Source organism: Paradesertivirga mongoliensis (genome assembly GCF_024436395.1).
GTDB classification, from domain to species: Bacteria; Bacteroidota; Bacteroidia; order Sphingobacteriales; family Sphingobacteriaceae; genus Paradesertivirga; species Paradesertivirga mongoliensis.
This window is the reverse complement of record NZ_JAFMZO010000002.1, coordinates 350,502-375,252: the sequence shown is the minus strand read 5'-3', so window position 1 is coordinate 375,252 and position 24,751 is coordinate 350,502. Positions and strand designations below refer to the sequence as shown.

Annotated in this window: 21 protein-coding genes; 11 read left to right on the top strand and 10 right to left on the bottom strand. The window is 42.3% G+C overall.

What is annotated here, in order from left to right; translation table 11 throughout:
* Window positions 1-204 precede the first annotated feature (204 nt).
* Window positions 205-414 carry a hypothetical protein gene (locus J3P43_RS07645; protein ID WP_255900894.1) on the bottom strand — a complete coding sequence of 70 codons (210 nt, stop codon included), beginning with the start codon at window positions 412-414 and terminating at the stop codon, window positions 205-207.
* A gap of 173 nt (window positions 415-587) precedes the next feature.
* Window positions 588-1,025, bottom strand: a complete 438-nt coding sequence (locus J3P43_RS07640; protein ID WP_255900892.1) for a BLUF domain-containing protein — start codon at window positions 1,023-1,025, stop codon at window positions 588-590.
* Between the two features lie 336 nt (window positions 1,026-1,361).
* Here J3P43_RS07640 and J3P43_RS07635 point away from each other — a divergent pair, with 336 nt between their 5' ends.
* The 4 genes from J3P43_RS07635 to J3P43_RS07620 all read left to right on the top strand — a co-directional run bounded on the left by J3P43_RS07635 (window position 1,362) and on the right by J3P43_RS07620 (window position 8,777).
* Complete coding sequence (locus J3P43_RS07635; RefSeq protein ID WP_255900890.1) at window positions 1,362-2,054, top strand: N-acetylmuramoyl-L-alanine amidase family protein; 693 nt, start codon at window positions 1,362-1,364, stop codon at window positions 2,052-2,054.
* A gap of 519 nt (window positions 2,055-2,573) precedes the next feature.
* Window positions 2,574-5,702, top strand: coding sequence for a SusC/RagA family TonB-linked outer membrane protein (locus J3P43_RS07630; protein ID WP_255900889.1), 3,129 nt, complete (start codon window positions 2,574-2,576; stop codon window positions 5,700-5,702).
* Between the two features lie 21 nt (window positions 5,703-5,723).
* A complete protein-coding gene (locus J3P43_RS07625) occupies window positions 5,724-7,322 on the top strand; it encodes a RagB/SusD family nutrient uptake outer membrane protein (RefSeq protein WP_255900888.1) in 1,599 nt (532 codons plus the stop codon).
* Between the two features lie 36 nt (window positions 7,323-7,358).
* Window positions 7,359-8,777, top strand: coding sequence for a hypothetical protein (locus tag J3P43_RS07620; RefSeq protein WP_255900886.1), 1,419 nt, complete (start codon window positions 7,359-7,361; stop codon window positions 8,775-8,777).
* Between the two features lie 201 nt (window positions 8,778-8,978).
* On the opposite strand, the gene J3P43_RS07615 is transcribed toward J3P43_RS07620, so the two are convergent.
* Complete coding sequence (locus tag J3P43_RS07615) at window positions 8,979-9,458, bottom strand: CHRD domain-containing protein (protein ID WP_255900885.1); 480 nt, start codon at window positions 9,456-9,458, stop codon at window positions 8,979-8,981.
* 253 nt (window positions 9,459-9,711) lie between these two features.
* Here J3P43_RS07615 and J3P43_RS07610 point away from each other — a divergent pair, with 253 nt between their 5' ends.
* Complete coding sequence (locus tag J3P43_RS07610; RefSeq protein WP_255900884.1) at window positions 9,712-10,293, top strand: alpha-ketoglutarate-dependent dioxygenase AlkB; 582 nt, start codon at window positions 9,712-9,714, stop codon at window positions 10,291-10,293.
* Window positions 10,294-10,333: 40 nt separating this feature from the next.
* On the opposite strand, the gene J3P43_RS07605 is transcribed toward J3P43_RS07610, so the two are convergent.
* Entirely contained in the window at window positions 10,334-10,996 is a 663-nt protein-coding gene (locus J3P43_RS07605) for a hypothetical protein (RefSeq protein WP_255900882.1), read from the bottom strand.
* 99 nt (window positions 10,997-11,095) lie between these two features.
* Here J3P43_RS07605 and J3P43_RS07600 point away from each other — a divergent pair, with 99 nt between their 5' ends.
* The 5 genes from J3P43_RS07600 (at window position 11,096) to J3P43_RS07580 (ending at window position 17,926) form a co-directional block, all read left to right on the top strand.
* On the top strand, window positions 11,096-11,902 hold the full coding sequence (locus J3P43_RS07600) for a PorV/PorQ family protein (protein ID WP_255900881.1): 807 nt from the start codon (window positions 11,096-11,098) through the stop codon (window positions 11,900-11,902).
* Window positions 11,892-13,937 carry a ComEA family DNA-binding protein gene (locus J3P43_RS07595; RefSeq protein WP_255900880.1) on the top strand — a complete coding sequence of 682 codons (2,046 nt, stop codon included), beginning with the start codon at window positions 11,892-11,894 and terminating at the stop codon, window positions 13,935-13,937. The genes J3P43_RS07600 and J3P43_RS07595 overlap by 11 nt, the downstream gene beginning before the upstream one ends.
* Before the next feature lie 77 nt (window positions 13,938-14,014).
* A complete protein-coding gene (locus J3P43_RS07590) occupies window positions 14,015-16,036 on the top strand; it encodes a ComEC/Rec2 family competence protein (protein ID WP_255902311.1) in 2,022 nt (673 codons plus the stop codon).
* A gap of 13 nt (window positions 16,037-16,049) precedes the next feature.
* Window positions 16,050-16,826 (top strand): enoyl-CoA hydratase/isomerase family protein, encoded by a 777-nt coding sequence (locus tag J3P43_RS07585; protein WP_255900878.1) that lies wholly within the window; start codon window positions 16,050-16,052, stop codon window positions 16,824-16,826.
* Between the two features lie 38 nt (window positions 16,827-16,864).
* Window positions 16,865-17,926, top strand: coding sequence for a metallophosphoesterase (locus tag J3P43_RS07580; RefSeq protein WP_255900877.1), 1,062 nt, complete (start codon window positions 16,865-16,867; stop codon window positions 17,924-17,926).
* A gap of 11 nt (window positions 17,927-17,937) precedes the next feature.
* On the opposite strand, the gene J3P43_RS07575 is transcribed toward J3P43_RS07580, so the two are convergent.
* From J3P43_RS07575 to J3P43_RS07555, 5 genes are all read right to left on the bottom strand, one after another.
* Window positions 17,938-18,912, bottom strand: a complete 975-nt coding sequence (locus J3P43_RS07575) for an L-histidine N(alpha)-methyltransferase (protein ID WP_255900876.1) — start codon at window positions 18,910-18,912, stop codon at window positions 17,938-17,940.
* 2 nt (window positions 18,913-18,914) lie between these two features.
* On the bottom strand, window positions 18,915-20,063 hold the full coding sequence (gene egtB, locus J3P43_RS07570) for an ergothioneine biosynthesis protein EgtB (protein WP_255900875.1): 1,149 nt from the start codon (window positions 20,061-20,063) through the stop codon (window positions 18,915-18,917).
* 66 nt (window positions 20,064-20,129) lie between these two features.
* Entirely contained in the window at window positions 20,130-20,450 is a 321-nt protein-coding gene (locus J3P43_RS07565) for a 2Fe-2S iron-sulfur cluster-binding protein (RefSeq protein WP_255900872.1), read from the bottom strand.
* 2 nt (window positions 20,451-20,452) lie between these two features.
* Window positions 20,453-21,463 (bottom strand): NAD(P)/FAD-dependent oxidoreductase, encoded by a 1,011-nt coding sequence (locus tag J3P43_RS07560; RefSeq protein WP_255900871.1) that lies wholly within the window; start codon window positions 21,461-21,463, stop codon window positions 20,453-20,455.
* 73 nt (window positions 21,464-21,536) lie between these two features.
* On the bottom strand, window positions 21,537-22,433 hold the full coding sequence (locus tag J3P43_RS07555; RefSeq protein WP_255900870.1) for a LysR substrate-binding domain-containing protein: 897 nt from the start codon (window positions 22,431-22,433) through the stop codon (window positions 21,537-21,539).
* 146 nt (window positions 22,434-22,579) lie between these two features.
* On the opposite strand from J3P43_RS07555, the gene J3P43_RS07550 reads away from it, so the two are divergent.
* The gene (locus J3P43_RS07550; RefSeq protein ID WP_255900868.1) at window positions 22,580-23,470 is read left to right on the top strand and encodes an aldo/keto reductase; all 891 of its coding nucleotides are present in this window, start codon (window positions 22,580-22,582) and stop codon (window positions 23,468-23,470) included.
* 68 nt (window positions 23,471-23,538) lie between these two features.
* Here the strand turns inward: J3P43_RS07550 and ruvB are convergent, their stop codons facing one another.
* A complete protein-coding gene (ruvB, locus tag J3P43_RS07545) occupies window positions 23,539-24,564 on the bottom strand; it encodes a Holliday junction branch migration DNA helicase RuvB (RefSeq protein WP_255900865.1) in 1,026 nt (341 codons plus the stop codon).
* Window positions 24,565-24,751: the final 187 nt, after the last annotated feature.

Below are 24,751 nucleotides of genomic sequence, written 5' to 3'. Positions count from 1 at the left end.
TGTATAAGCTCATCTATCCGAATCGTGGGCTGTGAGCTCGCTGGTCCATTAAATGTAAAGCGGGTTAATTGGTTTAAAACGATTCACTAAGCTAAATTACTGTTTTCATAATATATCATAAACACAGTAACAAGTTCGTTAACTCGACGCGTTTTTAACGGGAGGAGGGAAGATTGTTTTATAAAATAAAAATAATAACGTATTCTAAAACAGAACTATACCTGTCTTTTTATAAACCAGCACGTTAACAACGAAGAGAACTACTTCTATAGGGATAGCAAGGAAATAGAGCAACCGCCGGATGGTTTGTTTCTGAATCATCTCGTACTGTCCGTTTATGACAATATGGATTACGTCTGCACATACTTCAATTGTTGCAAGCCCCATGATGAGGCTAAATAAGATTAGTTTCAATTGTAAAAAATAAGTCCCGTTTAGGGGTCAACAAAAAAAGAGAAGCTTGCTCGTCGCAGTATCTCTATAACTCATCAAGCCTCGGATAGGCTGGTGCAAATATACTGCTTGTATCTGTTTTTACAAAATTGAATAGGTGATAAAGTATTGAGTGGTAAACCTTTGCGGAGCGATTAGCGGGTCTGTTCAACGAATATGTTTAGGATATTCCGGATTGTTCCTTCTGAGTCGTCATTGATAAGCGGCATGTTTTTGCTCCTCAGGTCCCAGTAGCCTTCTAATTGAATAAACTCGATGTGCGAAACTGATTTAAAACCCATGGACCAGTCGGCGAAGCTTCTGGTTTCTGAAGGGGTGTCTTGCAAAATGATGCATCCATAGTGCCTATGGTCCTGGCTGATTTGACCGTACAGAGTATGAAGGTCCTTCTTGCTTCCCTCCAGAACTTGCAAAATGTTACCGTCGTTATACACCAAAATTCCCGTGATATCTTTTTCTGAATTATTTTTTCGGCTCACCGAGAGTATTTCCTCAAGTTGTTCTTCTGCGAGCAGGTCAACAGAGGTGCTTACATATACAATTCTATGTAGCGGTTGGTCGGGTTTCATCATCACAATAGCGGTTAGTCTATCGTTATTGAACGAGGTTTACATTTAAAAGTTACAATATTTTAATAGCAGTTTCTCATGTTAATTTATTGTTTATGTTATCGCTTTTTATTACTGATTATTAGATACATATATACCGGTTTTGCCATTATGTCAGTCACGTATCCGGAACGTTAAGGACTACAGAGACGAAAGGATTTCTATTTTTCTGGGCTAGTTAATGGTGGCCTTGCAGCTCCCGTATAAATGACTTAGGCGAAATCTATGCATTTAAAAAAGTCTTATTTTGGATACGCTGGATTTCTCAAACTTTTTTTGAGTACAGAAGTATAGAGTTAGATGATGGTTAAAAAAACTGGTTTTGTAGTAGGGTGTTTATTGGCGTTCTTAATTTTCCCTTTTTTTGTTTCTGCAAGAGATGAGATCTTGGCCGACACGCTCAAAAGAACAACAGCGATGAAATTCCGTGTTGTGCTCGACCCCGGCCACGGTGGTAGAGACAGCGCCACCAGGGCTGGTGCGATTTCTGAAAAGCATCTGGTATTATCTATTGCCAAGGCAGTTAAGACCCGGCTGGAACAGGAGGGCTTTGACGTGGTGATGACCAGAGAACGAGATGAATTTGTGTCGCTTTCGCAGCGTGCACTGGTAAAAGGTGATGTCTTCATTTCATTGCATGCTAACACTGTTGCTGATACTGTTGGTGAAGGCATTCGCTCTATGATCAAGGGAATAGAAATCTATACAACAAACCATATGGAACGCAGCGAGGAATACTCCGGAAAGAGTAAGCGGCTAGCCCTGGCTTTCCAGCAGCAACTTTCAGAACTTCGGGGGATCAATCTGCGAGGCATTAAGGAAAAGTCATTGGCCGTCTTGAATCAAAATCAGTCGCCAGCAATTTTAATTGAGTTGGGTTTTATCTCAAATAAAGAAGACCTTGCATTTTTGATCAACCATTTAAACTATCCTAACATCGCCGCCGCTTTTGTAAAGGCAATTAAAATCTACAGATCAAATCTGAGTCGCTGAAGACCTGCGATTAAGAATTTTCGTTTGCAGTTCTCGCATCGAGGGATGCGGCGAAAAGGAAGTGAATACCAAAATCAATCTTTTATGATGTGTATGTACTTGTTATTCAGTGTGTTGTGCTGTGTTAACATTTGAGCCCCTATTTGTAAACATACCGTTACTGGCTAATTGCTAATTTTATTTTGATGAAACACTTGAGAGCTAAAGAAAAGGGCTTTTAGCATAAGTAATCATCAAACCAATTAAATAAACCAATTTATTGTCCCGAGATGCAACCTTCTCATTGAATATCGCGAATAATGGTAAGTTAATTCCCCATAAAGGAGTTGTAGAAGGAAACCGCGATGCTTGAATTTGGAGACAGTCTGGAGAGAAAGAATGAATTTAAAATTATTCACCTAACAACTTAATATGAACCAAACTTTACTACAATTCAAGCAGGCGTCTCCATGAATGAACCCATAAGCATAACGGAGAAAAGAATAACCAATATCTTAACTAAATAAACCAGCAATAACAATGAAAATCAGTAGAACACGAAAGGTTTTAGTCTTTCTATGGACATTAGTTTCTGTACTGATGATTAGTCATCCCGGCTATTCACAGGAAAAGAAAATTTCGGGCACGGTCATCAGCGCGGATGATAATCTGCCGGTGCCAGGTGTATCGGTAAAAATCAAAGACAAAGCTATAGGCGTAACAACGGATGTAAATGGTAATTACAGCATCACGGCCAGCGCCGGAGATGTACTTGTTTTTACTTCCATCGGTTTGAAAACACAGGAAATAAGAATAGGGAACAGCAATGTGATTGATGTTTCGCTTGCTACCGACGTTACATCACTTTCTGAGGTGGTTGTAAATGTGGGTTACGGTGTACAGAAGAAGAAACTTACTACAGGGGCCAACTTTCAGGTTAGGGGAGAGGATATCCAGGAACAGAGTACAACCAATGCTCTGCAGGCGTTGCAGGGTCAAACGCCGGGAGCCGTAATTACCACTACATCCGGTCAGCCGGGTTCGGGTATCAATGTTGTTATCAGGGGAAGGGGTACTATCAGCAATCCGAATCCATTATATGTAATTGACGGTTTGGTGGGGGCAGATATAAACAATATAAATCCTGCTGATATTGAGTCTATCGATGTACTAAAAGATGCAGCTTCAGCAGCCATTTACGGTGCTCAGGCAGCTAACGGCGTTATTTTGGTTACAACAAGAACCGGCAAAGCAGGCCAGCGCCCTACAATTACCTTTGATACCTATACCGGAACCCAGGAGGTAGCCCGGAAGGCTCAATTACTAAACGCAAGAGAGCTTGCTACTATTTATAACGAGGCTTTAGTTAATTCTGGTAAAGCGCCGCACTTTTCGAACGATTCACTTGCCAAATTAGGCACCGGTACCAACTGGCTCGATCAGATGTTTACTGATGCTGGAACACAAAATCATGTGCTGGGGATTCAGGGAGCTAGTGCAGGGTCAGTTTATTCAGCTTCTTTATCGTATACAGACCAGGCAGGTATAGTTGGAGGAAGAGATCATTCAAACTATAAACGTTATGGTTTCAAAATCAATACCGAGCATAAATTATACCAGGATAAAGTGGTGGTTGGACAGCATCTGAATTTTATTGCCCGCCAGAATAATGGTATCCAGGTAGGTAATCTCTACAGCAATACCCTGCGGGGCGCGTTTAATGTAAGTCCTTTTTTACCTATGTATGATGCACAGGGCAATTATTTTAATCCCAATGATTACGCAGCTAACAAAGTTTGGACTAATGCGGAGGCTAATCCCTACGCATCAATGATTTATAACAGCAATAATCTAAGCAATAATCAAAACGTCTTTGGTGATTTATATGCCTCCGTTCAACCAATTAAAGGTTTGACATTCAGAACAAGCCTTGGCCTGAACTTTAACGCATCAGATTACCGTTCCTTCAGACCAGAGTATGAACTTTCGCTCTACGACTTTGTCCCGGTAGGACAATCGCGCATTTCGCAGTCTATGTTTAAGGGCAGGACTTTACAATTTGATAATTTACTGACCTATAAATTCAACCTAACAAAATCTCACAACTTTGATGCGATGCTTGGTTCCTCGGTCATAGCCTACAGGGGCACAAATATGAGCGGGGAAAATACAGATGCAAGGTTCACTGATTTCGAACACGCGTATCTGAACAATACAAAAAATACCACAGATGTGACGAGAGCAGAAGGCAACCCCTCGGAAAATAAGCAACTGTCATATTTTGGAAGGCTTCAGTATAACTTTAAGGAAACCTATCTGTTTAATGCTACCTTCCGTGCAGATGCGTCTTCCAGGTTTGCACCTGAAAACCGCTGGGGGTACTATCCATCTGTTTCTGCCGGATGGATCGTTACTAACGAACCATTCCTGGTTAATAACAAAGTGTTAGATTATTTTAAGTTACGTGCAAGCTATGGTCAGGTAGGTAACCAAAATATATCGGATAATCAATACAATGCGCCAATCGGATTTAATAACACACAGTATATTTTTGGTAACGGAGAGGGGAATGAATTCAACGTACCTGGAGCAGCTCCTACAAGGCTAGGAAACAGGAATGTGAAATGGGAAACATCAGAACAAATAAACTTTGGGTTTGACTCTCGCCTCTTCAACAAAGTCGACCTGAATTTCGATTACTATGTTAAAAATACCAAGGACTGGTTAATAGTGCCAGAAGTTTTAGCTACAGCAGGCGCAGGGGCTCCATTTACTAATGGCGGTGATGTTAAGAACTCGGGTGTCGAGCTGGCTGTGGTTTACAATAACAGAGCCGGCGATTTTACTTATTCAATTGGAGTGAACGGTTCTTACAATAAAAATACTATTGGAAATATCGCTACCACGAGCGGAATAATTAGCGGGCCCGGTGTGGTTTATGACAATTCAGGAGAATACTACCGTGCACAAAATGGTATGCCCGTTGGCTATTTCATAGGGTATAAAACAAATGGTATTTTCCAAACGCCCGAAGAAATAAATGCTCATAGATCATCAGCAGGCAAGGTAATTCAGCCGTCAGCTGCTCCCGGGGACGTCCGTTTTATGGATTTAAATGACGACGGACTTATTGGCGACGCAGACAGAACTATGATTGGTGATCCAAATCCCGATTACACTCTCGGTATTAACTTATCAGCCGGATTTAAAGGATTTGATTTCAGCGTTCTTGCATCGGGAGTTATGGGAAATCAAATTTTTCAGGCATGGAGACAACCAGGAAGTTCAACAGCGAACTGGTCTGCAGCTATTTTAAATCGTTGGCACGGTGCCGGAACTTCTAATACGATGCCACGCGTAACTGAAGACGGTCGTAACTGGTCCAAAATTTCAGACCTCTACATCCACGATGGTGATTTTCTGAGAATTAACAACGTTACTTTAGGTTACGATCTTTCAAGGGTTATAAAAAAGAGTTATTTAAGTAAAGTACGGCTGTATGCATCTGCTCTTAACCTGTATACATTCACCAAATACAACGGAATGGATCCAGAGTTGGGTTATGGCGATAGCAATAACGACCTGGGGCAACAATTTTCTTCCGGTGTTGATTTTGGGTACTATCCTCGCCCAAGAACCTTCTTATTAGGTGCTAATGTTAAATTTTAAACTTATTTATAAAAAGGAATTATGAGAACCTATAAAATATATATGCTGGCGATGTCATTCGTGGTTTTCGCGGGTTGCAAAAAAGATTTCCTGGATGTGGAGGATCTTACCAGTGTGACCGAACAGAATTTTTATAAAACACCGAATGATGGATTTAGTGCTTTAGTTGGTTGTTATGACGGCCTTCAACGGGCGGGTAATAGCTCAAGCTTTATAGCGCTGATTGGTGAAACTTTGTCGGATAATGCTTTTGGTGGTACCGGAAATGCAGATGGTTTTAGTTTCCAGATGATCGATGAATTCGATAAACAACGCTCTCCGGCAGACGTGTCGTTCTATTCTAATAATTGGAATACCGGCTATGCCGCTATCTACCGTTGCAACATGCTTATCAGTAAAATTGGCCAAATCGAATGGGGTAGTAATACCGCCTTGAAAAGCCAATACGAAGCTGAAGCAAGATTCTTAAGAGCATACCTTTATTTTGACTTGGTTCGCCTGTTTGGTAACATACCGTTGATTACTGAACCAACTACCGAAAATGTTCCGCAAGCAAATTCAGAGGAAGTATATAAGTTAATTGCCTCAGATTTAGAATTTGCTGCCGCAAATTTACCAGCTGTTACTTATGCAGCTCAACCTGCTGCTGATCGTGGAAGGGTGACCAAATGGGCTGCTGAATCTCTGATTGGTCGGGTTTTCCTTTATTATACAGGATACTATGCAAAACCAGATTTAGCTGGAGTAACCACCAAAGCAGAGGCTCTTACTTACCTTGAAGATGTGATCTCCAATAGCGGGCATTCTCTTGTGCCGGATTTTGCCAATTTATGGCCGGTTTCTGGAGATAACTATGCAGGAGAGAACAATATTGAAACAGTATTTGCTATAAAGTATACTTATTTGAGTGATTATAACGGTAATCTCGACGGTAATCACTGGATGGTTATGAATGGTATGCGTGGTGTAAACTTTTTCCCGTATGGAGCAGGCTGGGGCGCAAATACCGTAAATCCTAAGTTATGGAATGCGTATGCAGCTAACGACAGTAGAAAAGCAGCTAGTATAGTGTCTCTAGCAGGTGAATCTATACCTTTTGGTACTAAAGAAAGAGCGGATCAACGCGAGTATACCGGATATACCAATAAAAAATATACACCCTTGTCTAACCCTGATAACTCAAGTACTACAGTTGGAAAAGGAGAAGGCAGTTTCTTGATTTCGCAATATCAGGATTATGTTTCAATCCGTTACGCGGACGTTTTATTAATGGCAGCCGAACTGGAGAGCCCGAAAGCTCAGCAATACTTTGACGAAGTCAGACAGCGTGCTTATAAATCTAACTATGCTGCACAGGCAGTATCAAAAGCAAATATCCTCAATGAGCGCCGTTTCGAGTTTGCTGGCGAAGGGATTCGTTATTGGGATCTTCTTCGTCAGGGAGTTAGCATAGCAGCCTCCACAATTGCGGAAAATAATTATCCGGTTTTAAATGGTGGTATAGCAGCAACTAAAACAATTTTGGCATCCAAGATCAACGAAACAAAGGGCCTTCAACAGATTCCAGACGCTCAGATAAAATTATCAAATGGTGTTTTAAAGCAAAACATCGGTTGGTAAATAATCGAAAAGTAACTAACATATAAATTTTGAAATATGAGATTCTTAAAAAATGTTTCACTGATTCTGCTCGCTGCAGTGTCATTGTTCTCCGCCTGTCAAAAGGAAGAATACAGCCTGGGAGCCCTGCCGGATAAATCCCAGGTTCAGTTTGAGGTAATACAGGACCTCTCTGTCGATCCGGGAGGTAATACAGTTATTTTAGTAAACAAAACCCCGGGCACGGTTGCGATGTGGGATTATGTTACCGGAAAATCAAGTCGCGATCGGGATACAGTTCGTTATGCTTTCCAGGGCGATTACAACATTAAGTTTTCTGTAATGACAGCAGGAGGAATTGTAGAAGCAACTCCTAAGTTGATTAAAGTTACCCAAAATGAACTAAAGTATGTGAATGATCCGGTTTGGAAGCTGCTTACAGGCGGTGGTCCCGGTTTTGAAAAAACCTGGGTGCTTGATGTAAATGCCAACGGCGATAAAAAGGTTTTCTCGAGCCCGATATATTTTGCCGGTACTCAGATTGCTTATGGCACAACAATGCCGAGTGGTGAAGTTGAGTGGACCAAAGTTGAACCCTCTGCGGGCTGCAATTGCTGGACCTATAATCCTACTTACACGTCAGACACATGGGCAGCGGAAAAGAAAGACCATGGCAGCATGACTTTCAGTTTAAAAGGCGGCGCGGTTTTTACAGCAAATCATGCCGGGATAGGAGGATTAGGTGCTGAGACAGGAACTTTTATGGTAGACGCAGCTAACCTAAAGCTCACTACATCTGGAGCCAGTCCACTGGGGGTGTCTTACACTCATACCGACATGGCAAGCATCTATGAGTGGAAAATAATATCGCTAAATGAAAACACCATGCAGCTTGCAGGTAAACATAAAAGCAAAGATGAAGTTCAGGTTCTTAACTTCCTGTCAAAGTCATTTAGCGACGCCTGGGTAGCTCCTCCGCCCGCGGTTCCGGCTTCCGATCCTGGGTTTAATCCAAAGTTCGCTGCAGATGGATTGGTAAATTTCATCACCGGTGGATTTAGCCGTGTTTGGAAGCTCGATGGTACGGGTAACCCTGTAGACTGGCTGGCCAAAGGCAAAGGCTGGACAACAGGTGCCAGTAGCTCTTACAACTGGGGCTGGGACGATAATTGGACCGCCATTTCAACTTCTCCAACTTCATGGGTCAGGTTTGAAAAAGACGGTCTGAAATACACCAAAAGTCAACAAGGTGTTATCTCGACGGGTACCTTTTCTATCAGTCAGGCAACTAATGAGATAACTCTAAGCGGATCTAACACGCTTATACAAAACGGAGATCATTGGATGAGTCCAAAAACTCAGGTGCTAAAAGTAGTAAAAGCTTTCCCTGACGATATTTCGAAGGGAGTATGGTTTGGTACAAGCTACGATGGCACGAAAGATGAGTGGTTCGCATTTCATTACGTTCTGTTTTAGAGATCAACCTTATCACTTTAATTGAAAGCCCCGGCATATGCCAGGGCTTTTTTGTACGAGGCCCTCTTAGTTTTACACCCGATTTTATATGGATTTAATAGTCAGTACTAACACTTATCTACAGCTGTCCTATAACAAAAAACCACCCAAGTAATAGCTGTTGAATAAGCTAAATATCTTGAGTGGAACCAAGACTTGTACTTAATTAAATTTGATATTACCACGCAGTTCGCCGGAGCCAACAGTAGAACTGTGAATGTTGAGATACCATTTTCCAGTAAGTAATTGATTAACTTCTACATCAGTTAATGCACGTGTTACACCAGAAAGAGAACCGGAGCTGCCTGTTGCAAAGCCTGTAATGCCAATGGTTACAGGTGAACTTTTTAGATCTGATCCATCTTCTGCCCCATGAAAGTGCATGTTAGATGTGGTAGCTGTACTGCTGCCTAGCTGCCAGACCAGCGAATATGCAATGGTTTTAGCAACCGGGTCGAACGTAATTTGCGCGGTACCAGTACCTGTACTGTTGTTTTGTGGTACTTCCTGCATTCCGGAGAGCTGTACGGTAACCTTTTTGGTGTTATCTACCGGATCTTTGTCTTTCTTACAAGCAGGAAACGTTAAGAAGGCTGTTACGGTCAAGGCAGCAATCAGCCGGTTAGTTAACTTGATTTTCATATCTGATGGTTTTACCTTCAGGTACGCCAGGCAGATTAGATCGGTTGCCTGTTTCCGTTTTTATTTAATCATAGCATGTTAATAACATTAGTTTTAGCTAACATTAGTCTAGCATTAAACAAGAGCATTCATGAGGTCGTCCCTTCAGAGACGATTCGACGCTAAAGCCGTCAGTCAAATCGGTATTTAATTCAAGGAAACGTTGCCACTTGCAGCGACAATTCGCTGGCATGTTTTTTTCTCTAAAAATGGAATGGACACTTTATTCTCTCTTGAAACTACCGGACCCCGGGGCTTTCAATATTTTCCTGAATTTATCAACCAACAGGAGGAAAATGATCTCCTTAACGAAATATCGTCTCTCCAACTAAAAACTTTTGTTTTTCAGGGTTATGAAGCTAAGCGGAAAACAGCCAGTTTCGGTTACGATTGGAGCTTTGACCGCCGTACGCTTTCTAAAGGTAAAGACATACCTGCGAGATTCGACGGCTTAATCGAAAAAGTTACCCGTTTTTTAGCGCTAAAACCCGAAAGTTTTGCCGAGATATTATTTACTGAATATCCGGCAAACGCCGTAATTAACTGGCACCGCGATGCGCCTCCCTTCGAACTAATAGCCGGAATTTCTTTGTTGTCGGATTGTACGTTCAGGTTTCGGCCACATGGTGAAGAGAAGCGAAGCAGACAATCACTTATTTCGTTGCCCGTTAGGCGAAGGTCTTTGTATGTAATTGCAGGTGCGGCCCGAACCGACTGGCAGCACAGCATATTGCCGGTAGAAGAGAAAAGGATTTCAATAACATTGAGAACCCTAAAAGGAAATTTTTCCTCATAAAAAAAGGGCCGAAGCCCTCCTTTAATTTTTTCCGCGAAAATTATCTTCTTCCCATCATTCCCTGAAGCTGGCTGAATGAGATCTCCTCATAGTCTTTGCTTGCAGAAAACGATCCGGCCGGGACCTTCTCTTCTTTTATTTCTTTCACTAGGGCTCTCACTGTCATTCCTTGCTGGGAAGTAGTAAATTCTAAGGGAAAGCCGTATTGTTTGTCAAAATACTGGGTTAGTGAATTGGCCGGAATTTCGATTTCTTTAGTGAAATAAGCATCAGCACTTTTCCCGGTTTTTTTATCGCTTACTGTATATTTTTTGCCGGTATATGACGCAACTGACTTCGTCTCTGCACCCTCTGTAAATGTAAGTTCCGGAAAGCTTTCCTTCATAGTTTCGATATCGTCCGGAGTAAATCTCACCGACAGCTTTTTATTCATCATCGGAATTTCAAGCAGCAACCGCTGATACTCTGTCTTCGGATTCATAATCAAGTTGCTTGAATACATGGCACTTTTGTTCGACGCAGACGTGGAATCTCCTTTAAAATAAACTTTAACTTCAGTGGGCAGGGAAGCCTTCATCGCCTGCATATTCGCCGGAACTTCGTATTCTACCTGGTAAGTGATGCTGCCTTCAGTAATTTTCTTTTGCGAAAAGCCCAGAGTGACGGATAGTGCCAAAGCAGCGCTTAAAATAAGTTTTTTCATGTCGTTATGTTAATTTTTGTTAGATGCTATCGTATGCCTAATGTAACGCAAGAATTAGAATTTATTTCATTTTAATTTAAAAATTTATACTTTCAACCCATGAAGCGTCTCTACCTAAGTGCTTTATGTGTCTTTTGGGGCTTTGCACTACCTGTATTTTCACAAGATATTAATTTAGGCCCGCGAATCACAGCGCTTGGGAATATTGGTGTTGCCTTGCAGGATGCCTGGAGTTTGCAAGCTAATCAATCTGGCATTACAGCGTTGAAAAATCCTGTGGCCTCGGTATCTTACCGTAATAGCTATCTAAATCCTGAACTAAATACTCAATCGGCGGTACTCGTGTATCCTTTTGGCCGTAACATCCTTGGTTTGAGTTTGCAGAACTATGGATTCTCCGCCTATAGTGAACAGAAAATAGGGTTTACTTATGCAAAAAGCTTTGGGACAATTTCTGCCGCTGCTAACGTCAATCTTCATCAGGTGAAAATTGCTGATTATGGCAGTACACAGACGTATTCGGTAGAATTTGGGTTGCAATACACCATTAATGACAGGTTAATTTTAGGAACTCACATCGCTAACCCTAACCGCAGGGGCTACGATACTCAGATTGATGCAGCAATCCCGGTACGTTTGGAATTTGGAGCTTCATATAGATTTAGCGATAAGGTACTGTTTAATGGTGGAGCGATCAAGGAATTAGCCGGGACTTCTGATTTTAGATATGGCCTGGAATACGCAGCCATCAGCTGGCTGTCTTTCAGAGGGGGCATGTCGATAAATCCGTTCCGGCAATTTGCGGGCGTCGGTTATCAATTAAACGACTTAAAAGTCGATGCGACGGCATCTTCACATCCAACTCTGGGATTTTCTCCTCAGGTAGCATTAAGCTATGAATTTTAAGGTTTTGTTATTTACCGGCTTCCTGTCGGTGGTTGCCATCAAACTCAGGGCCCAAGAGAGTAATGATCATCTTATTGAAAATATTATCGAATCATTATCCGAGACAGCAACGGAAGATTTCGATTATTCTGAATTACAGGAACGGTTAAATCATTACCAGAAAAATCCATTTAACCTTAACAAAGTATCCCTGGAACAGCTACAGGAATTGATGTTTTTAACACCGCTTCAGATTCAATCCCTTATAGAATATCGAAATAAAAACGGACCGCTTATCGAACTTCTGGAGCTTCAATCGATATCAGCGTTTGATGACGAAGCAATAAAACGACTAATCCCCTTCTGTACGCTTAGTGATGCCTCGACTTTCCCGGAGCTTAATCTCAAAAATCTTTTTAACAAGGGAAAGGCTGAATGGATGTTTACCTATGCTCAGGTGTTACACAAACAGAAGGGCTATGAATCAGGCGAAAATTCTACGGGCTCAGGTTATGCAGGCAGTCCTCAGCGCTTCTTAAGTCGCTACCGATATAATTATGGAGAGTCTTTATCGGCAGCTATTACCATGGAAAAAGATCCGGGCGAGGCTTTCTTTTCCGGGGCACAAACTCAGGGATTCGATTTCTATTCAGCCAACGTCAGCTTTAAAGGAAAAGGTCGTCTCAGGAAACTGGTTCTAGGCGACTACTCGTTGCAATTCGGTCAGGGATTGACTATGTGGTCGGGATTGAGCTTTGGAAAAGGAGCGGCTGTGGCGGCAATCACAAAGAACAACATTGGCTTAAGGCCGTATTCTTCCACAAATGAAGTATTATTCTTAAGGGGCGTCTCGGCTACAGTGAATTTTCGAAACTGGGACTTTACGCCATTTGTTTCTATTCGAAATTTAGACGGCCGTGTTGATGAGGTAGATGGAGCTAAGAGCATATCATCGTTGAATACCACGGGTTTCCATCGTACAGGTAGTGAAATTGAGACTCAAAAAGCCATTATACAAAAGGTGTATGGAGCCAATCTTCAATTCGCCGATGGCGGATGGAGACTGGGATTGACTGCCTATCAAACGATGTTCGGACATCCTTTTGATAAAAATAATAGCGGTTACTCTATTGCCGGATTTGCTTCCGATAAACTTACCAACCTGGGGGCGTATTACAATTACAGCTGGCGCAATTTCTACTTTTTTGGCGAAGCTGCAAAAAGCTTCGGTAGTGGCACCGCTTTTTTAAACGGCGTTCTGGCGAGTATCTCTCCTAAAGTTTCTCTGATCGTATTTCAGAGAAATTATCAAAAAAATTATCACTCGTTTTTTAATCAGGCTGTATCAGAGGGTACTAATGCGGTAAATGAAAAGGGCTTTTATTCCGGATTGGTGATTTCGCCCGGCAAAAAAACAGAGTTTAATTTTTACGCGGACTTTTTCAAATTTCCCTGGCTGCGATTCAGGGTCGACGCACCATCATCTGGGCATGAGTTCCTTTCACAATTTTCTCATTCGCCTTCCAAGCGGACGAATATCATCCTGAGATATAAATACGAGCAAAAAGAAGAAAATGATGCTGGGGACTATGTGATGAACTACCTGGTTGACGTAAAAAAGCAGAACTATCGACTCGAGTTTAATTATAAGATCTCTAAAGCCTTAGAGCTGAGGAACCGGCTCGAAATGGTTGCTTACGAAAAGGATAAAAATAGTGAGAACGGCTTTATGACGTTTCAGGATATCCTATATCGTCCGCTGAGTTCAAAGTTTTCGGGGAACATCAGATTTGCATTATTCGATACCCCAGGATTTAATTCGCGGGTTTACGCTTTCGAGAATGATATTCTCTATAGCTATTCAATTCCCGCCTACCAGAATAGTGGTATTCGCTTCTACATAAATGGACGCTGGAGGATAAACCGTTCAACAGACCTTTGGTGTAGGTATGCGCTTAGCTCATATACTAATATTGAATCCATAGGAACCGGGCCGGAAGAAATTGAGGGCCATAACAAGTCGGATGTTAAACTTCAGTTAAGATTTCAATTTTGATTAGCCACAATTATAAAGGAGAATTGATTTTTGTTCGGCTCCTGTTTCCGCTCGTTCTTGGCATTACGGCCGGCACCGTGTTACCGACTTTGGTCTTTATCTATCATCTCACATTACTGTTAAGTATTCTTTCGCTGATTTTCGTTTGGTGTTCGACATACTTCTACAAGCGTTATAAAATATATCTGAGCCGATGGAAACCTGGGTTAGCTGTTAATTTGCTCGTCTTTTTTGCGGGTGTTGCATTGGCAATTTCGAAAGATCCGAGAATAAGTAAGAGCCATTTTTCGAAATATACCGACCAGGGTTTAGTGTTGGTTGTGAACTCTGAACCTAAACAGAACAAAGGGATTCTCCGATTTGAGGGCAAAGCAGAACAAGGGCTTGTAAACAGAAAGTTTCAGTGCCGTGAGGGAGGATTACTGGTGGCTCTGAAGCAAGGCGATTCACCTTCAACTCTCCGCTATGGGGATAAAATTCTTATACCGGCCGCATTTACTGAAGTAGAGCCGCCGTATAATCCCTATGAATTTGATTACCGGGCTTTTCTTGCAAATCGCGGTATCTACCACCAGATTTTCGCGGATGAATCTGAGATACGAGTGTTAAGCAGAGCCGCCGACAATTCAATTATTGGTTTCTCTCAGGCATTGCGGCGCTCTTTGGTGCTTAAGTACTCAAAATATATTCACAATGATGAGGCGGCAGCCGTAGCATCGACTCTTATTCTTGGTTATAAGGCAGAACTGAGCCGTGAAGTGCTAAGCGCTTACTCAAAAACCGGAACTATGCACGTCCTTTCGGTTTCGGGTATGCATGTGGGACTTGTGTTTTATATCTTGAATGCTTTATTATGGTTCATGGGACGGAATAAAGCCCTCCGTATTTTAAGGGCTGTTATCATCATCTCCCTGATCTGGTTTTATGCAGTAATCACTGGATTTTCGCCATCGGTTTGCAGGGCAGCCGTGATGTTGAGTATTTATGTGCTTGGAAAGGCAATCTACCGAAACACTAATTCGTATAATCTGGTCGCCGTCTCGGCCGTGTTTTTACTGGTATATAATCCGATCTTTTTATTTGATGTCGGGTTTCAGCTCTCTTACCTGGCGGTTTTAGGCCTGATTTATTTTTATCCGAAAATCTACCATTTGTTGTATATCAAAAACGGGCTGGGCGATAAAATATGGAGTTACACGGCTCTTTCATGTGCCGCTCAGCTAGCGACTTTCCCGCTGGGTATGTACTATTTTCACCAGTTTCCGGTATACTTCCTGGTAAGCAATCTGTTTATTGTGTTACCCGTGATAGTAACTATGTATCTGGGGATAGCTTTCTTATTTATTCCATGGAACAATGTTCTGAAACCTTTAGGCCAGTGTTTGGAAAGAGGAATAATATTTATGGATGAAGGGTTGTATCGTATTGAAAAGCTACCCTTTGCGACTGTTTCGGCATACAATGGTCTCCCATATTATCTCATTCTCTACCTGCTTATCGTTTTATTGGTCTGGTCTTTACAATATCGGAATAAACGCACACTGTATGCTGCGTTTGCATGTGTGTTCCTTCTCGTTTCTTATCATTCCTTCAGCTCTATTTTGTTATTGAACCAAAGAAACATCACATTCTATAGCCTTAGAAAAAATACAGCGTTTAGTTTTTTCTCGTCGGGACAAGCGAATGTTTTTAGTGATTTAGACAGCGCCCATAAAACAATCAGCTTTTCTGTGCATGCTGCTATCGAATCAAAATCGGATGAGATGCGTTATCATTATTTAAAAGATGCAGTGGGCAGCAAGCCGATTTCTTCAAATGGCCGTTTTTTTCAATTTGGAAACTGGAGGATGCTGCTTTGGGATAAGACCTTAGATCGCTATTCTTTCTCCCATCGTTTAAGCGTTGATGCATTACTTTTATCCGGAAAGCCAAAAGTGAAATTGAAAGAGCTTGTTAAAAACGTAAATTTTAAATTGCTTTTGATTGATGCAACTAATCCCGACTACCTCATCAAACAATGGTCGGAAGAAGCATCGGCGTTATCGCTTAATTATTATGTGTTAAAGAAAAAGCCGGCTTATAGCTTAACTTTGAATTAATGAGCGCACACATATGAGAGAATTCATTCTTTTCGGGATCGAAAATAGGATTGCCACCATTACATTAAACCGGCCAGAGAAGCGAAATGCCCTCAACCCTCAGCTCGTCGCAGAGCTCCAATCTGCGTTTAAACAAGCGGAATCTGATCCCGCAGTGAAAGTAGTTATTCTCAAAAGCTCCGCCAATACTTTTAGCGCCGGGGCCGATCTGGCTTACCTCCAGCAATTGCAGTCAAATACTTACCAGCAAAATCTCGACGATTCTATCCGGCTGAAAATGTTGTTCTCAACTATTTATAATCTGGATAAACCGGTGATTGCCCAGGTAGAAGGAAACGCTATCGCCGGGGGCTGTGGATTAGCTACCGTTTGTGATGTTATTTTTGCTTCTCCAGAAGCGATATTTGGCTATACTGAAGTTAAGATCGGATTTATTCCAGCTTTGGTAGCCACGTTCCTGCTGCGAAGAATAGGAGAGGGCAGAACCAGGGAGCTATTATTAAGCGGAGAACTGATAACCGCCGAGACCGCGCTGAAATACGGCCTGATCAATTTTATTGAAGAAAAAAATGCCATTGCCGATGCAGTTAAGGCTTACGCCGAAACTCTTGTAAAAAATATTTCTTCCCAGTCTATAAAAGCAACTAAAGAGCTGTTGGTCAAAATTCAGCATTTGTCTGTTGATGACGCTTTAAACTATGCAGCCCGCGCTAATGCCCGCGCTCGCCTGAACGGCGATTGTAAAAAGGGAATTGATGCATTTCTGAATAAAAAGCATCCCAAGTGGTAAATCATTCAACAATCGAGACAAAGGCTTGTTAGCACATTATGACTGAACATCAGCCGAAAGTTCCCTTCGAATTATTTTTAATCGGCGATACGGGCGATATTTCACTGGCCCGTCCCGATCCAGTTTTACAAACACTTTGCTCTCATTTCGACACAGACCAACCTTCAGGGGTTATCTTCCTGGGCGATAATATTTATCCCCGCGGAATGCCACCTATAAGTAATATCCTAAGGAAAAATGCCGAGAGAACACTGAATCAGCATTATGAGATTCTGAAGAATTATAACGGTAAGCTGATTTTTATTGCAGGAAACCACGATTGGAACAAAGGCAGGAAGGATGGATACGATTACATTATCCGCCAGGAGCAATATATGCGACAACTATTCGGTGATCGGGAAGTGTTTTTACCTGCTAACGGATGTCCCGGCCCGGTTGAAATTAACCTTAATGAACATCTCACGATTGTGGCCATAGACACGCAATGGTGGCTGCAAACCGGCCTGCGACCCATCGGTAAACAATATGGTTGCGGGGTGTCAACCGAAGAAGAGTTTTTCGAAAAGCTGGTCGAAATCCTCGATCGCAATAAAGGCAAACATTTATTGGTAGCGGGCCATCATCCTGTTTACAGTTATGCCATACACGGGGGCAAGTTCAAGTTAAAGCACCACATATTCCCGCTTACCTTGTATGATGAAGACGCCTGGATACCCTTACCCGGAATCGGCTCACTTCTTCCTCTCTACAGGAAGTTTCTTGGTGCGAGAGAAGATATCGCACATCCGCGCTACCGGCGATTAAGAAAGAAACTCAAAGAAATTTTAGCAGAATATCCGGGTCTGATCTATGCGGCTGGGCATGAACATAATCTGCAATACATTTCCAAGCAAAATAATCACTTCATTGTAAGCGGTTCGGGTTCGAAAGTGAAATATGTTGTGCAAGACGGTAAACACCTGCGTTATGGTATTAAGGCTAAAGGTTTTTTTAAATTACGCTTCGAAGCAGATGGTTGTGTATACTTGTCTGCCTGGGTAATTGACACCACCAGAAAATTACCTAAAGGCAAACTGGTTTACGAAGAGCAGATCATCTGATTAAGTAACCGTTATTTCTTCTCCCAAATCACGTCGGTAAACCAGTTTTTCGAATCGAACAGTTGTGTTACCGGTTTAAATCCGGATTTTTTCGCCATAGCCTGAGTTTCCTCGAGGGTATATTTATGCGACGTTTCAACAAAGATATGTTCATTTTCATGGAAAGATATTTCAGCGCCATCAATAGTGATTGATTGGTCTTTCAAACTAAACAGATAACTTTTGCAGGCGCCTGTTTCCGGATCGTAGCTTTCGTAATGTTCGAACTGGTTAACCTTGATATTGGCATCAAGTTCACGGTTAATCCGATGCAGAAGATTCAGGTTAAACTCACGCGTGATACCCTCTTTATCGTTGTAGGCATTGAAAATGGTCCATGGGTTTTTCTTCAAATCAAAACCTATCAAAACCATATCAGCTTTAGACAAATGTTTATTAAGCTCCCTGCAAAACTTCAGGGCATCAGCAGGAAGCATATTGCCAATGTTTCCTCCCAGAAACAGAACTAGCTTAGGGTTTTTAGATAGAGTTTTAGCCTCTTCCAGAGCAACAAAATAGTCGCCCACAATCCCTTTAATCTTCAGGCTTTTTACCCGTTCAGGAAGTTCTTTTTCAACCACCTGCACGATGTTTGGAGAGATATCGATAGGATAGTAGGTGATTTCTTTTCCTGCATCCGTGAGGCATTTCAGAAGTTCAGTGGTTTTTAATGCATCGCCCGCTCCTAATTCAATCACATCAAATCTGCCCTCAAAACGATTGGCTACTTCAAGCATTTCCCGGCAACGGGTGTTGAAGATCTCCAGTTCTGCGTCGGTTACATAGTACTGTTCAGCATCCATTATTTTCTGAAATAACTTGTCGCCTCGTTTATCATATAGATACTTGGAATGCAAGTGCTTGGGCGAAGAACGGAGGCCGTTAATTACATCCTGTTTAAAGGTTTGGAGCGATTCTGATTGTTTATCTGTGCTGGTTTGATTCATAATTATTGTGCAAGGCGGATACCGCTGTATTGCCATCGAAGGTTAGGTTGAAAGAAGTTGCGATACGTTTTTCTGCTATGTTTCGGAGAGGTTACTTCTGATGCGCCCCGAAGTACCATTTGATTTACCATGAATTTACCGTTGTATTCGCCTATGGCGCCTTCGGCGGTTTTAAATCCAGGGTAAGGGAGATATGCGCTTTCTGTCCATTCCCAGCGTTTGCCCCAGCTTAATTTGGGCGAGGCTGCTTCCCATTCAAATTCTGTGGGAAGGCGTTTTCCTGCCCATGCAGCGAAAGCGTGTGCTTCATAATAGCTGACGTGGCACAAGGGTTCGTCCGGGTTTACTGGTTTAAGGCCGTTTAATGTGTAATTATGCCACAAACCATCAATTTCATGCCAGTAGAGCGGCGCTTTAATTTGATTTTGTTTTACCCATTCCCAGCCTTCAAGGTGCCAATATTTGAAATTTGTATATCCACCGGCCTCCATGAACTCCAGGTAGTCGCCGTTGTTTACCAGCGACGTGCTGATCTGAAAGGTATTTAAAAATACTTTATGACGGCAGCGCTCATTGTCGAAGCAAAATCCTTCGCCTTCAAACCCAATTTCATAAAGACCTTCCGGGATTTCAATGTATTCGCGGATGGGTGATACCTTGTGAAATTCTTGCCGGCCAGTCCGGTAGGCCGGAAACAGTGGATTATGTCCGAGGATGTATTTAATGTCGGTAAATAAAAGTTCCTGGTGTTGTTGTTCGTGATTTAAGCCAAGTAATACCAGGTCTTTGAGCATTTCGCTTAAAGTGGCGTCTGACAGAAGAAAACCCATCTGCTCGTCGATATACTTCCGATAGTTATAAATTTCTTCGACAGTAGGGCGGCTCAAATTACCCCGGTCTGTTCTGATTACCCGGTTACCCAGCGTTTCGTAATAACTGTTAAAGACGTAGTTAAAGTTTGGGTCGAATTCTTCGTAGTCTTGTAAATAGGGCTTAAGTAGAAAAGTCTCAAAAAACCACGAGGTATGCCCAAGGTGCCATTTAGGCGGGCTCACATCAATAATTGGTTGTACCACATAGTCCTCGGTTTTTAGTGGAAAACAGATGTCTTCGCTGAACTCTCGGATTTGGCTGTATTTATATGATAGCATAGTGTTTATAGCTATCATATAAAAGCAGAGGGCCCTAAATTGTTTTATAACCGGCCGGAGTGATCATTATTCACTTTCTCCGATCAGTCTTATTGACAGACCATTTATTTCGTCAGCCAGCTTGATCTGGCAGGCAAGCCTGCTGGCAGAACTTGCGTCGGGTCTAGAATCCAGCGTAATTAATTCCTGCTCCTGGGCTTCTGGTAATTTTTCCCAACCCTCCAGCACCTCGCAGTGGCAATCAGAGCAGAGTGCCATGCCGCCGCATGTTGCTCTTATCGGATATTCGTAGGCTTTTAGAGTTTCCATCAAGTTCAGATTAATTCCTTCCGGGATCTCGAGATTCTGAACTTCACCCTTATTATCTTCGACTTTTATATGTATCATTTCTAAAAAGTATTAACTCCGTATACTGTGGTGTATTTGAAACTTAATTTTTGGTCGGGGTAAACATATTTGAATGCGCTCTGTGCCATCAACGCAGCCTCGTGGAAGCCGCAGAGAATTAATTTCAGCTTTCCGGGGTAGGTATTGATATCGCCGATAGCAAAAATTCCATCAATGTTTGTAGAATAGTCTAACGTGTTTACTTCAATGGCCGACTTATCGATATTGAGTCCCCATTCGGCAATAGGTCCCAGCTTCGGTGTTAATCCAAATAAAGGGATCAGATAATCCGTTTCCAGGTTTCTTATCTCGTTGTCTTTTCCCTGCACGGTCACTTGTTTTAAATGTCCGTTTCCGCTAATAGCTGTGATATGAGATTGCAGAACCAGATTTATTTTCCCGCTTTTTGCAAGATCGAACACTTTTTCGGCCGAATCGGGCGCACCTCTGAACGTGTCTCCACGGTGAACCAGAGTTACCTCTGAAGCAATTTCGGAAAGAAAAATGGTCCAGTCGAGGGCAGAATCTCCGCCACCAGAAAGCACCAGTTTCTTATCCCGGTAGGTTTCCGGATTCCTTACCATATAGGATACACCTTTTCCTTCGAAGCTTTCTAAGCCGTCAATTGCGGGCTTGCGTGGTTCGAAACATCCCAGGCCTCCGGCAATAACCACCACTTTGCTATGAACTTCAGTGCTCTCGTTGGTTCTCACGATAAATGTGCCATCATCTAGGCGTTCAAGATGATCGACACGTTCGCCGAGCGAAAAACCCGGCTTGAAGGGTTCTATTTGGTCCATCAATCCGTTTACCAGATCCTGGGCATTAACTACCGGAAATCCCGGGATATCGTATATAGGCTTTTGGGGATATATCTCTGATAATTGTCCGCCAACCTGTGGTAAAACGTCTATCAGGTGGCATCGCATTTTTAACAGGCCGGCTTCGAATACGGCAAATAGTCCAACTGGTCCTGCGCCTATGATGCAAATATCTGTTGTTATGTGTTCCATGTTTGATTCTTTGTATAGAAACAAAGATCGGGCGCTGCGCTAGGCGAATCAAATCACGAATTTTAATCGGGTATTACTTTAAGTTATGGGTGCTGCAGAAGCGTTTAAAAAGCGTAATAAGTTTTGATGTATTGCCATGTAATTGAATGAACTGGAAGGTTCTGAATATATCGACTCCTTCAATGTCAATCATGCTTAACTCATTGTATTTTAGTTCTTTTAATATAGATTGGATAGAAAGAAATGCTGCAGTATCCGAGTTTAACAGATATTGTTTTATGCTGCCGCTGCTTTGAAAACGTGTTTCGATATTAAGTTCCCGAGGGTTAATTTTTACTTCTGTAAGCGCTTTTAAGACAACATCCAGCGTTCCGGAGCCTTGTTCACGAAGAACCAAGGGTATATTTAGCAAATCCTGGGGCTTTATTTCAGCTTTCTTAGCCAGGGAGCCGCCCGATCGTGTCACCAGCACTATCTCATCTTTCGAAAAAGCTTCATACGCTATTTGAGGAAAATGCGAATTGCCTTCCACCAGTCCAATATCTAGTTTTTCGGCAATTACCTGTAAGGATATTGAATCGGTGTTACCCTGTGTAAAAGTGTATGAAATAGAGGGGTACGCCTTTTTAAATAATGCCAGGATTTTGGGTAGAATGTTTTGCGCTATGGTTGTGCTGGCTCCAATCCGTAAATTTCCGCCGGTTACATCGCTTAGCTGAACCAGCTCGCTTTCTAGTGATGCATACGTTTCGAAGATTCTTTCTGCATAGCGAAATACGATCTCTCCTGCCGGAGTAAGTGAAATGGTGTTTCCGTTGCGCTTGAATAAGGCGTTTCCTAAATGCTGTTCGAGTTCATGGATGTGCTTTGTAACTGCGGGTTGAGTGATAAATAACTCGCTCGCAGCTTTCGTGAAACTCAGGTTACTAGCAACGGTATGAAATACTTTTAAACGGAAATCAAAGATCATCGAATATTGTTGAACGTATTAGGTGGTTAAAAGGCCTGCAGACTAATGCGCTATTTTTATTGTGAGTTAATGGTTTATCTCAAAAGTGCTAATTAATTTTTAAGCTATCGCATTTAAATGCGATAATTGCAAAGAGCAATATCGATATGGAAAAAATTTATTTAAGTGATTCGGGCCCTAAGGTTTCGCCCGCGGTTTATGGCTTTTATCGCTGGGACGGTGTAAAAGACACGGCAGCAACTATGGAAAGTATCATCAACCTGTGCCTCGAGCTCGGAATCAATACCTTCGACCATGCAGATATTTACGGGTCTTATCAATGCGAAGAATTATTCGGGGAAGTGATCAGTAAGAGATCCTTTAAACGGGAAGACATCGTCTTGTTTACAAAATGCGGGTTAAGGATGCCTAACGCCAGCCACCCTGATGTGCGCGTAAAACATTACAACACTTCGAGAGAGCATATTATTGAAAGCGTCGATAATTCGCTGCGTAAACTGAAAACCGATTATATCGATATCTTTTTGCTGAATCAATTGGATCCAATCTCAAATCTGGAAGAGACCGCATTCACGCTGGAGCAGTTAAAAGATTCGGGCAAAATTAAAAATATTGGAGTCGCTAACTTCTCGGTATTTCAGCATCAGTTGCTGGCATCTTACCTAAAAAAACCAATTGTTACCAATCATATAGAACTTAACCTGCTCAATACGTCAGCCTTGCAAAATGGCCAAATGGACTATATCAAACAGCGTTATATGCATCCTTTAGTATCTGCGCCGCTGGCCGAAGGCAGGATTGCAAACGGAACCGATCCGCTGGCAGTAAAAATTCGGAAGAAACTTGAGGAGGTAAGCGCAAGATATGATGCAGATATTGAGTCGTTGGCGGTTGCATGGCTGGCAAAAATCGGGGCGATTCCACTTATTGGAACAACCGACGAAAAACGAATCAGAAATATTGCTAACGCCTTTAATATAAACCTCGACAGACAGGATTGGTACGAATTGTACGCGGCCTCCCGGGATGAATTCTAGATACAAATTTGTTTGTCATTTCGGAGGTTGAAAGCTTAACGATTCTTTCGGAATGACAAACAGATTTATTAAAACAAGGTCTGCGTTCCTCCAGGTCTCAGTCGGCCCAAATGTTTATAAGCCAGGTCTGTTACTTCCCGTCCACGTGAAGTTCGCATCAGAAATCCTTCCTGAATCAGGAAAGGTTCATAGACTTCTTCAATAGTTCCTTCATCTTCACCAACGGCAGTTGCGATAGTTTTTAGTCCCACCGGACCTCCTTTAAATTTGTCGATAATAGCAACCAGAATCCGGTTATCCATTTCATCCAGTCCGTGCTCATCAACATTCAAAGCATTCAATGCATATTTTGCGATTTCTGTATCGATACTGCCGTTCCCTTTAATCTGGGCAAAATCCCGGGTACGGCGTAAAAGAGCATTTGCAATTCTGGGTGTTCCGCGGCTTCTTCTGGCTATTTCGTATGCACCTTCATCACTTATTTCGGTGTTAAGTATAGAGGAAGAGCGGAGCACGATAGTGGTTAATAGTTTGGCGTCGTAATATTGAAGACGGGAATTTATTCCAAAGCGAGCTCTTAATGGAGCTGTTAACAATCCGGAACGAGTAGTAGCGCCTATCAGCGTAAAAGGATTTAGTGAAATTTGAACCGAACGTGCGTTTGGCCCCGTTTCAATCATAATATCGATCTTAAAATCCTCCATCGCAGAGTAGAGGTATTCTTCAACAAGCGGACTTAAGCGGTGAATTTCATCTATAAAAAGGATGTCGCCTGTTTCGAGATTGGTAAGCAAACCGGCCAGGTCTCCGGGTTTATCCAGAACCGGTCCGGAGGTGATCTTTATTCCCACGCCCATTTCGTTGGCTATAATGTTGGATAGGGTAGTTTTCCCCAATCCCGGAGGGCCATGTAAAAGCACATGATCCAGCGCTTCACCTCGCAACTTGGCGGCCTGAACGAATATTCGTAAGTTTTCGAGAATTTTATGCTGGCCCGTAAAATCTTCAAATACCTGCGGGCGGAGCACTTTTTCTATTTCACGTTCTGAAGAAGAAAGCCGTTCGGCATTAGGGTCCAGATTTTCGTTAAGCATGCTGCTAAAATACGATTCTTGGTTTGAATTTTAATAGTTAGCTGCGAAGGCGTAAGGCCCGAAGCCGGGAGGTCTTAGAGTCGTTGAATAATTAGAAATTAAGGCTCCCAAGCCACAAAGTTCGAATCCTAGTGTTTTGACGTCTTCGTGGCCTCAAAATAAGCTGTGAAGGGGAAGGCACCGAGCT